This is a genomic window from Streptomyces sp. NPDC054956 (genome assembly GCF_053609185.1).
On sequence record NZ_JBSGXB010000672.1, the window covers coordinates 1 to 1041 of the forward strand.

General features: G+C 76.5%; 1 pseudogene. It reads right to left on the minus strand.

The features are described 5' to 3' along the window. Window positions 1-1041, minus strand: a pseudogene (locus ACWGDE_RS39195) (hypothetical protein); the annotation flags it as partial.

The following is a 1041-nucleotide window of genomic DNA, read 5'->3' on the forward strand; positions in this document are numbered from 1 at the left end:
GTCGCCGGGGGCCTGCTGCGGGGGCGGCAGCCGAGGGTGTCGGCCGAGCCGGCGGCGCACTCCATGATCAAGGAGTGGTACTGGGGCTCGTAGCCCTTGCCCGTCGCGTGCACCGTCTGCCCGTCGACCAGGCCCTCGGCCGGGTCCACGCGGAGGGTGGGCGGGGCCTCCGGACCGCCGTGCGGACGGAAGCGCAGCGGGACGGTGGCCAGGACCGCCCCGGCGTTGTCGGTGAGGGCCAGGCTGCAAGGGGCCTCCGCGGACGCGGTGCGGCAGTCGAAGTTCCCTTCCGGTGTGGCGAGTCGGGCGTAGAGCTTCTTCGGCGAGAGCTGGTAGGTGCCGTCCGGGTAGACGCGGAACTGGCGGCCGGTGGCATCGTCGCAGGTGGCCGCCGACGCCGAGGGACCGCACTGTTTGACCCAGACGTACGCCTTGGGCGGACCGCCCGCGATCGTGAACTTGACGATGTCGCCGTCCAGCAGCCCGGTGGTCCGCCCGACCTCCAGGCGCGCCGTGCCGGCGGAGGCCGCGGGGCTCGGCGCCTCCGCCCGGAACGGCTGGATCCGGCCCCCGGCCTGGTCCGGCGCCGGCGCCGGACCGATGACGGCCGGAGTGCTCCAGCCGTCGGCACCGGCGCTCCGCACCGTGCGGCAGGAGGCGCCACCGGCGGCGAACAGCACCTCCAGATCGCCCGCGGCGTTCTCGACCGCGCGAAGCGGAAGGTTCCCCGGACCCACGGCCGTGGCGCTCACCCGCCGCCACGGCCCGTACGGACCGTCCGGCGTGGCCTGTTCCCGGTGCCAGACGAAGCCCGTGCCCTTCGCTGCCGTGGCATCCGAGAAGAGCTGTACCTGGCTGATCCGGCCGTCCCGGCGGTCCAGCGACAGCAGGCTCCCGGGTACCGCTCCGCTCGCCAGGCCCCGCGCGCCGGCGTCCGCGGCGCACGCGGCCGGGCCGGGACCGGTCGCCCGCGCCGCCGCGGGTCCCGCCACCACCCCCGCGCAGGCGAGCAGCAACGTGGCCGCGCCCCGCAGCAGCACC